The sequence below is a fragment of the Rhodococcus sp. (in: high G+C Gram-positive bacteria) genome, assembly GCF_049299235.1.
Classification (GTDB): Bacteria; Actinomycetota; Actinomycetes; order Mycobacteriales; family Mycobacteriaceae; genus Rhodococcus.
On sequence record NZ_JBAQXC010000293.1, the window covers coordinates 1 to 9,302 of the forward strand.

General features: G+C 67.2%; 8 protein-coding genes. 4 read left to right on the forward strand and 4 right to left on the reverse strand.

Annotation, left to right across the window (positions count from 1 at the left end; all coding sequences use genetic code 11):
* Nucleotides 1–121: 121 nt before the first annotated feature.
* Nucleotides 122–961, reverse strand: coding sequence for a siderophore-interacting protein (locus WAX14_RS17575; RefSeq protein WP_422629337.1), 840 nt, complete (start codon nucleotides 959–961; stop codon nucleotides 122–124).
* A 135-nt stretch (nucleotides 962–1,096) separates the two neighbouring features.
* Between WAX14_RS17575 and WAX14_RS17580 the strand changes: the two genes are divergently transcribed.
* On the forward strand, nucleotides 1,097–1,987 hold the full coding sequence (locus WAX14_RS17580) for a phosphoribosylaminoimidazolesuccinocarboxamide synthase (RefSeq protein WP_422629338.1): 891 nt from the start codon (nucleotides 1,097–1,099) through the stop codon (nucleotides 1,985–1,987).
* A 17-nt stretch (nucleotides 1,988–2,004) separates the two neighbouring features.
* On the forward strand, nucleotides 2,005–4,128 hold the full coding sequence (locus WAX14_RS17585; RefSeq protein WP_422629339.1) for a S9 family peptidase: 2,124 nt from the start codon (nucleotides 2,005–2,007) through the stop codon (nucleotides 4,126–4,128).
* A gap of 7 nt (nucleotides 4,129–4,135) precedes the next feature.
* On the opposite strand, the gene WAX14_RS17590 is transcribed toward WAX14_RS17585, so the two are convergent.
* Both WAX14_RS17590 and WAX14_RS17595 read right to left on the reverse strand, forming a co-directional pair.
* Nucleotides 4,136–4,840, reverse strand: coding sequence for a response regulator (locus tag WAX14_RS17590; RefSeq protein WP_422629340.1), 705 nt, complete (start codon nucleotides 4,838–4,840; stop codon nucleotides 4,136–4,138).
* Nucleotides 4,837–6,393 carry a sensor histidine kinase gene (locus tag WAX14_RS17595; protein WP_422629341.1) on the reverse strand — a complete coding sequence of 519 codons (1,557 nt, stop codon included), beginning with the start codon at nucleotides 6,391–6,393 and terminating at the stop codon, nucleotides 4,837–4,839. Before WAX14_RS17595 ends, WAX14_RS17590 begins: the two co-directional genes overlap by 4 nt.
* Before the next feature lie 210 nt (nucleotides 6,394–6,603).
* Here WAX14_RS17595 and WAX14_RS17600 point away from each other — a divergent pair, with 210 nt between their 5' ends.
* Nucleotides 6,604–7,962, forward strand: coding sequence for a cation:dicarboxylate symporter family transporter (locus WAX14_RS17600; protein WP_422629342.1), 1,359 nt, complete (start codon nucleotides 6,604–6,606; stop codon nucleotides 7,960–7,962).
* 124 nt (nucleotides 7,963–8,086) lie between these two features.
* On the opposite strand, the gene WAX14_RS17605 is transcribed toward WAX14_RS17600, so the two are convergent.
* Nucleotides 8,087–8,512: a lipopolysaccharide assembly protein LapA domain-containing protein gene (locus tag WAX14_RS17605; protein WP_422629343.1), complete on the reverse strand. Its 426-nt coding sequence runs from the start codon at nucleotides 8,510–8,512 to the stop codon at nucleotides 8,087–8,089.
* A gap of 196 nt (nucleotides 8,513–8,708) precedes the next feature.
* Between WAX14_RS17605 and WAX14_RS17610 the strand changes: the two genes are divergently transcribed.
* Nucleotides 8,709–9,164, forward strand: coding sequence for a tellurite resistance TerB family protein (locus WAX14_RS17610; protein WP_422629344.1), 456 nt, complete (start codon nucleotides 8,709–8,711; stop codon nucleotides 9,162–9,164).
* The last annotated feature ends 138 nt before the right edge of the window (nucleotides 9,165–9,302 follow it).

The window sequence follows — 9,302 nt, forward strand, 5'->3', positions numbered from 1 at the left end:
AGGCGATGATGGCAAGTGAGCTCCTGGTAGGGCAGGGACGTAAGCACTCACTGGCCTACCAGGAGTTCGCCGGTATCCGGCCCGTCACACGCCGATGCTCACCGAGTTTTCAGATGCACACTCAGAGTTCCTCGTCGTCGTGCTCGCCGTCGACCCGGTCGTGGTCGGCGGCTTTGCCGTAGCCGGTTTCGGACATGCCGATGCGCCAGTACCCGATGACCAGGGTCGTCTTGCGATCGAAGTCTGCTTCGGCGCGCAGCCATTTACGCATGGCCAGCACCGTCTTGGATTCGGCGGATACCCAGGCGAAACGCTTGACGTCGCCGTCCGGCAGGGGTACCGCCGTCGCGGCATCGAGCAGATGTGTCGTGGTGCCGGCGTGTGCGCCGTTGCGGTGAATCCAGCGAATGTCGATGTCGGCGGGAGACGTGAGATTCTGCTGCTCGTGCTCGTCGGCCACCTCGATCACCGCGACCCCCCGCGCCCCTTCGGGTAACCGTTCGAGCATCCGCCCGATCGCGGGGAGAGCGGTCTCGTCGCCGACGATCAGGTACCAGTCGGCGACCGGCGCCACGACACCGCCGCCACCGGCTGCGCCGATCCGGTCGCCGGGCTGTGCGTGTTCGGCCCAACCGCTGGCAAGGCCCTCGTCACCGTGCTTGACGAAGTCGATGTCCATTTCGCCGGCGGCTGGATCGAGACGTCGCACCGTGTAAGTGCGGATCTGCTGCTTGACCGTCGGATCGGGCCAGAGCAACCGCCCGGTCCCGTCGTTCTCGGGAAGGTCGAGGTCGCCGTTCGCCCGGGGAAAGACGAGTTTGATATTGGGCACCCGCGTGGGGTCGCTCGCATACACGGCGACACCGGCCCCGGCGAAAGTTATTCGGCGCATCCGGGGCGTGATGTCCACGACCCGAGCGACTTCGATGACGGCGGGCAACAGCCCATCTTCGTTCGGCATGACCAGTATATTAGGGCAGCCTGACCGAAAACGGGGTCGAGGTGTGGGTGGGATCGGGACCGCACGCCGTGCCGCCGATGGGAGTTCTGTCACCGGCCTACCGTGCCGGTCCGCCCCGCGCACTAGGGTGAGACCGTGCGTCCTTCACTCGAGTCCTACCCTCACCTCGCCGGCGGCAAGGTCCGCGACCTGTATGTCATCGACGACGAGCATCTGCTGCTCGTGGCCAGTGACCGGATCTCGGCCTACGACCACGTACTCGCCACGACGATCCCCGACAAGGGCCGCGTCCTCACCGCGATGAGCGTGTTCTTCTTCGACCTGCTCGACGCGAACAACCATCTCGCCGGTGAACCCGACGACGAGCGCATCCCGGAAGACCTCCTGGGTCGCGCGCTGGTCGTCAAGCGTCTGCAGATGGTGCCCGTCGAATGCGTGGCCCGAGGATTCCTCACCGGCTCGGGTCTGCTCGACTACCAGGCCACCGGATCGGTGTGCGGCGTGAAGTTGCCCGAGGGCCTCGTCGAGTCGAGTCGTCTCCCGGAGCCGATCTTCACCCCGGCGTCCAAGGCCGATCTCGGTGATCACGACGAGAACATCAGCTTCGAGGCTGTTACCGAGAAGGTCGGCTTGAACCTGGCGATGAAACTGCGTCAGGACACCCTCGACATCTACGACCGGGCGTCGATCTACGCGTACGAACGTGGGATCATACTCGCAGACACCAAGTTCGAGTTCGGTCTCGACAAGGCAGGCAACCTGGTGCTCGCCGACGAGGTGCTCACCCCCGATTCGTCGCGGTACTGGGCCGTCGACGACTACGCGGAAGGCAAGGTACAGGCCAGCTTCGACAAGCAGATCGTCCGGAACTGGCTGACCGGACCGGAATCCGGCTGGGACCGCGCATCCGACACCCCGCCGCCCGCACTGCCGCAGCACGTCGTCGACAAGACGCGGGCACGCTACATCGAGGCGTACGAGCGGATTTCGGGACTGTCGTTCGCAGACTGGCTCGGAGAGCAGTGATGGCGGACTCGGCACCGATGACCGCACCGCCCGTTGCCAAGACGGTTCCGCTGCGACGGACCAACCACGGGCACACTTTCGTCGACGAGTACGAATGGTTGCGCGACAAGGAAAGCCCCGAGGTCATCGCGTATCTCGAGGCTGAGAACGCGTGGACGGAGCAGCAGACCGCGGGCCTGGCGCCGCTGCGCGGGCAGATCTTCGACGAGATCAAGTCGCGCACACAGGAAACCGACATGTCGGTGCCCACCCGGCTCGGCGACTGGTGGTACTATGCGCGCACCGCCGAGGGGCAGCAGTACGGCATCCAATGCCGCTGCCCCGTTGCGGGACCGGATGACTGGACCCCGCCGGAACCGGCTCCGGGCGTCGAACTTCCGGGTGAACAGCTTCTGCTCGACGGCAACGCCGAAGCCGAAGGCCACGACTTCTTCTCGCTCGGGGCGTTCTCGATCAGTCACGACGGCACCCTGCTCGCGTACTCCACCGACGTGGTCGGCGACGAGCGGTACACGCTGCGGTTCAAGAATCTCGTGACCGGTGAACTACTGGCCGACGAGATCCCCGGCACCGCACCCGGTGCGACGTGGGCGATCGACCACAGTCACGTCTTCTATCTCACCGTCGACGAATCGTGGCGGCCGGACACGGTGTGGCGGCACACACTCGGCACCGAGCGCGGCGACGACGTGCAGGTCTTCCACGAACCCGACGAGCGGTTCTGGGTGTCGGTGGGCTCGACCCGCAGCGAGAAGTATCTGATGATCTGGGTCGGATCGAAGATCACCACCGAGGGGTGGATTCTCGAATCCGACGACCCCACAGGAGAATTCCGGGTACTGCTGCCGCGTCGGGAAGGCGTCGAATACGGTGCCGAGCACGCCGTCGTCGCAGGCGAGGACCGGTTTCTCGTGCTGCACAACGACATCGACCCCGAAACGGGCGTGAAGGCGGAGAACTTCGTGCTCGCCGAAGCGCCCGTCGACGACCCGTCGGCGCTGCGCACCCTCATCGCGCACCGCGACGACGTGCGACTCGAGGACATCGAAGCGTTCGCCGATCATCTCGTCCTCGGCTACCGGCGCGACGCGCTGACCCGCGTCGCGGTGTGGCCGCTGACCGGCGCCGGCTACGGCGAACTCACCGAACTCGAGTTCGACGAGGAACTGTTCTCCGTCGGCCCCGGCTCGAACCCCGAATGGACGCAGCCCACGCTGCGCCTCGGCTTCACGTCGTTCATCACCCCCAGCCGCGTCTACGACCGCGTGCTCGCGACGGGGGAGATGCTGCTGCGCAAGGCCCAACCGGTGCTCGGTGAGTTCGATCCCACCGCCTACGAGCAGCACCGCGACTGGGCGGTCGCGCAGGACGGCACCCGCATTCCGCTGTCGATCGTGCGACGCAAGGATCTGCCGGGCGGTCCCGCGCCGACACTGCTGTACGGATACGGCTCGTACGAGGCGAGCATCGACCCCGGCTTCTCGGTGGCGCGACTGTCGTTGCTCGACCGCGGCACGGTGTTCGTCGTCGCGCACGTGCGCGGTGGCGGCGAAATGGGCCGGCACTGGTACGAGAACGGCAAGACCCTCGCGAAGAAGAACACCTTCACCGATTTCGTCGCGTGCGCGCAGCACTTGATCGACACGGGCGCGACCGCGGCGGATCGCCTGGTCGCGGACGGCGGCAGTGCGGGCGGCCTGCTGATGGGGGCGGTCGCGAATCTCGCACCCGAGTTGTTCGCGGGCATCCTCGCGAATGTGCCATTCGTCGATCCGCTCACCTCGATCCTCGACCCGTCGTTGCCGCTGACGGTCATCGAATGGGACGAGTGGGGCAACCCGCTCCACGACCCGGAGGTGTACGAGTACATGCGCTCGTACAGCCCGTACGAGAACGTCGAGGCCAAGGACTATCCGGCGATCCTCGCGATCACCAGTATCAACGACACCCGGGTGCTGTACGTCGAACCGGCCAAGTGGGTCGCCAAGTTGCGCGCCACCAAGACCGGCGACGCACCGCTGCTGCTCAAGACGGAGATGAGCGCGGGGCACGGGGGTGTGTCGGGTCGCTACGAGAAGTGGCGCGAGGTCGCCTTCGAGTTCGCGTGGGTGCTCGAAACATCCGGCGCCTACCGCCCGTAGCTCCACATCACCCGGAGGGACGGGGGTTGCGGGCGTAGCGGACCTGCGGGCGCCCGGCCCGGCCGTATTCGGTGAGACGGGCGAGCAGACCGTCGTCGGCGAGGCGTTCGAGATAGCGCCACGCCGTCACCCGCGACACCCCGACCGCGGCCCCGACCTCCGCCGCGGTCCGGGGACCGTCGGTTTCACGCAGGAATCCGGCGATCCGGTCGAGGGTCGCGGGGGAGACACCCTTCGGGGTCGACGCGCGCGTATTCGACGTGCGCAGCGCGGACATCGCCCGGTCGATGTCATGTTGCGCGACCGCGGTGTCCGCCGCACCCAGTGCTGTGCGGTACGCGACGTAGTGTTCGAGTTTGTCGCGCAGCGCGGCGAACGTGAACGGTTTGAGCAGATACAGCACGATGCCGCGGGACACCGCGGTCCGGACCACCTCGAGTTCGCGGGCCGAGGTGACCGCGATGATGTCCGGGCTCGGCCGCAGCGCGCTCAGCGTCGATGCGACATCGAGTCCGCTGGCGTCGGGCAGGCCGATGTCGAGCAGGACCAGATCCACCGGTTCGCCGGTGCGCGCGGCTGCGGTCGCGGACCGCAGCGCACCGGACGCGGTGTGCACCACGTCGTGCACCACGAATCCCGGTATCCGCCCGACATATTCGCGATGAGCCTGGGCGATGAGCGGATCGTCCTCGACGATCAGCACCCGGATCACGAGGGGCCTCCGAGTGGAATCTCCGCGACGATCATCGCCCCGAGAGACGGTTCGGTCCGTAGGATGCCGTCGTGGTGGGCGACGACCTGCGCGACCAGTGCGAGACCGAGCCCGCGCTGCGCGGACTTCGTCGAGTAGCCGCGTTGCATCGCCCGCGTCAGCGTGTCCGCGGACATTCCGGGACCGCTGTCGGCCACCTCGACGAACATCGTCGAATCATCTTGACGAACAGTCACTTCCACCCACGGATCGTCGGTGCCGCGAGCGGCGTCGATCGCGTTGTCGATGAGATTGCCGACGAGTGTCACGAGGTCCCGCGGCGGCACCGACGGAACCGTCCCCAACGCGGTGTCGTCGGTGACGGTCAACTCGACACCCCGCTCGGCGGCCTCGTCGACCTTGCCGAGCAGCAGGGCCGCGAGCGCCGGGTCGGTGACGTCGGCGGTCAACCGGTCGATCAGATTCTGGGACACCTCCAGTTCCCTCGTCGCGAACGACACGGCCTCACCGGAGCGGCCCAACTCCACCATCGTGACGATCGTGTGCAGCCGGTTCGCGGACTCGTGTGCCTGGGCTCGCAGCGATTCGGCGAGCCCGCGCACCGATTCCAATTCGCCCAGTGCGTCCCGCAATTCGGTGTGATCGCGCAGCGTCACGACGGTACCGATCCGCCGACCGTCCCACCGCACCGCGTCGCTGCCCACCACCAGCACCCGATCCCGCGTCAGATGCACCTCGTCGCGCACCTCCACGCCGGTCGACAGTGCCCGCGGGGTTTCCGGGAGCGATTCGAACGGCACCGGCCCGGCCGGGTCGAGGCCGAGCAGCCGGCGGGCCTCGTCGTTGACGACATCGACGCGCGGCGCCGCGCCGCCGGAGGTGCCGAACACGATCAGGCCCTCGCCGATCGCCCGCAACACCGCATCGTGATGCTCGTACATGCGCAGCAGTTCGTCGGGATTCAACCCCAGTGTCTGCCGCCGCAACCGGTGGGCGATGACGACGGCGCCGGCTGCGGTGACGGCCAGCCCGGCGGCGACCACCCCACCGATCCCGGGCAGATTGCGCACGAAATTGTCGGCGATGCGCTGCCGAGTCACCCCGACCGAGACGAAACCCGTGAGGGTGCCGTCGTCGGCGTACACGGGGGCGATGGTCCGGATCGACGGCCCGAGGCTGCCCGTGTACGTCTCGCTGTGCACCTGACCGGACCGGGCCTGTTCGGTGTGCCCGGTGTAGGGCAGGTCGATCCGCTCGGGCACCGGGTGCGTGACGCGGACCCCGTCCAGGTCGACGATCACGACGAAGTCGACACCGGTGGCCGCGCGGATCCGCTCCGCGAGCGGTTGCAGGGCCACGGTCGGATCTTGGGAACGGAGCCCGTCGGCGACCTCCGGGATCTGCGCGGTGGTCACCGCGACCGCGGTCACGGTGTCGCGGGTCGCCGCATCCGCGTCGTGGCGTTCGTCGACGACGAACAGGGCCGCCGCCGCGACCGCGACCGCGGTGAACACCACGAGCTGCAGGATCAGCAACTGCCGTGCCACGCTCATCGGCCGTCGCGTGCCGCGAGAATTCACCAGGCACCTCCCGTGAACACAATGAACGCAATCTTCTCAGCGGGCCGCCCCACGACCACCATTCTGGTAGGTGGACGTGATACCGGTCACCGCCCGGGTGTGGAACGGACCGATGGACGCTTCCGCCGCGCCGGGTTCTTGCCGGTTGCCACCGAATCCGTATCCGTGATCGAAGGGCAACCTATGAGCAGCACCGCCGTGTCCCGGCGCAAGGACCGGACCCATTGGCTGTACATCGGCGTCGTCGTCGCCGTCGTCGCAGGCATCCTGGTCGGCTGGCAGGCACCGGACGTCGGGAAGTCGCTCGGCATCCTCGGCACCCTGTTCGTCGACCTGATCAAGATGATGATCAGCCCGGTCATCTTCTGCACCATCGTGCTGGGCATCGGCTCGGTGCGCGCGGCCGCCAGTGTCGGCCGCATCGGTGGTCTCGCGCTGATCTACTTCATCGGCATGTCGACGATCGCGCTCGGGATCGGGCTGGTCGTCGGCAATCTGCTCGACCCCGGCAGCGGCCTCACCCTCGACGAATCGACCGCCGCGTCCGGCGCGGCGCTCGCCGACAAGGCCCACGCGGCCGGCGGCACCGCCGATTTCGTGTCCTCGATCATCCCGACGTCGCTGCTGTCCGCACTCACCTCGGGCAGCGTGCTGCAAACCCTGTTCATCGCGTTGCTCGTCGGTTTCGCGATCCAGGGCATCGGCAAGTCCGGTGAGCCGATCCTGCGTGGTGTCGCCCACGTGCAGAAGCTCGTGTTCAAGATCCTGACGATGATCCTGTGGCTCGCCCCGATCGGTGCGTTCGGTGCGATCGCCAACGTCGTCGGCCAGACCGGCCTGAGCGCGGTCGTCCAGCTCGGTGCTCTGATGCTCGCCTTCTACCTGACCTGCCTGGTGTTCGTGTTCGGTGTGCTCGGGACGCTGCTCCGCGCGGTCGCCGGTGTCTCGGTGTTCAAACTGGTCCGCTACCTGGCCCGCGAATACCTGCTGATCTTCGCGACGTCGTCGTCCGAATCGGCGTTGCCTCGCCTCATCGCCAAGATGGAACACCTCGGTGTGCAGCGCACCACCGTCGGTGTCGTGGTGCCCACCGGCTACTCGTTCAACCTCGACGGCACCGCGATCTACCTCACGATGGCCGCGCTGTTCGTCGCCGATGCGATGGGCCGCCCGCTCGCGCTGACCGAACAGTTGTCGCTGCTGCTGTTCATGATCATCGCGTCGAAGGGTGCGGCCGGGGTGACCGGCGCCGGGCTCGCCACCCTCGCGGGCGGTCTGCAGAGCCACCGCCCCGACCTCGTCGACGGGGTGGGCCTGATCGTCGGCGTCGACCGGTTCATGTCCGAGGCGCGTGCCGTCACAAACTTCTCCGGTAACGCCATCGCGACCCTGCTCATCGGCACCTGGACCAAGACCGTGGACCGTGCGCGCGTCGACCAGGTGCTCGACGGCACGCTGCCGTTCGACGAGTCGATGCTCGGCGACGACGACGGGCATCCGGTCCCGGTGAAAGAACCGCGGCTCGAGAAGATCGACGCGTAGCCCGCTGCTTTCGACACCCACGGCCCGGACTTCACGCGGAGTCCGGGCCGCGCGGCGCGTCCGACACCCCGCATGAACCGACCACCCGGAAGCCGTCGATCTCGATGCAGTACCGGACGCACTGTCAGGATCGAGTTGCCGGGCCGGTGCTGAGCGTGCGCTGCCTGTTGGCGGCGTGGCGGAGCTGCAGGATCCGTAGGCCACCGGCGATGCCGACGATTGCGGCTCCGGCGATCGCAGCGAACAGCAACGCCACACCCAGCGGGAGCGAGAAGTCCCACCCGAACAGCTCGAGGGTGATGCTGTCGAGGTTCTGCAGGACGAACACCAGCAGTAACAGCAGAATGAGTATCCCGGACACCAGTGCGGTCCAGAGCGCGCCGGTGCGGGTGCGTCTGACGCCCTTACGCCGGGCGAGGTCCGGATGGAGATCCCCGACAGCGTCGCGACCCGGAGTCGCGCCCGAGGGGGAGACTGGGACGTCGCCGCGCCGCGGGCCCGGCGAGGAATCGGGGTTCGGATCGTCTGGGTTCCTCGATGCGGTGGACATGTCCAGTCGAGTACCCGTACCCGGCCGTGACTATCCCGGCCGTCGTCCCGCATCCACGGATGGGCGTCCGTCGGCGTGTTACCGGCACCCGGTGCTATCGGCGCAGGTCACGCTTGCTCGCGCACGGCTCGTGTAAATTTCCGACATACCGGCCACAAACGGGTTGCCGAGTAGGTGGTTCCGACGAGGAGGACCGATGGGATTCTGGGATCAGCTCAAGGCGAAGACGCAGGAATTGAACGGCCAGCTGCAAGTGAAAACCGCCCAGTTCAAGAACAAGGAATTCGCCAACGGCGCGATGGCGATGTGCGCGCTGATCGCTGCGGCGGACGGCAGCATCGACCCGTCGGAACGGCAGAAGACGGCCGCGCTCATCATGTCGAACGAATCGCTGAAGGTGTTCGCACCGGACGAGCTGCGTCAGAAGTTCGACTGGTATTGCGACAAGCTGCAGGGCGACTTCGACTTCGGCAAGGTCGAGGCGACCGCCACCATCGGGAAATTGAAGTCGAAGCCGGAGCAGGCCCGCGCCGTGCTCCAGATCGGCATCATCATCGGCGGCGCCGACGGCAACTTCGACGAGCACGAGAAGAACGCGGTCCGGGAAGCCTGCTTCGCGGTCGGGATCAACCCGGCGGAGTTCGACCTCTGATCGAGCGTTCGACCTCTGATCGAGCGTTCGACGACTGACCGGGCGTTCGACTACTGACGGGGCGTTCGACGACTGACCGGGGGTTCGACCACTGGTGTCGTCGGGATCGGCAGCACCGCGAGTCGGTGCTGCCGACTA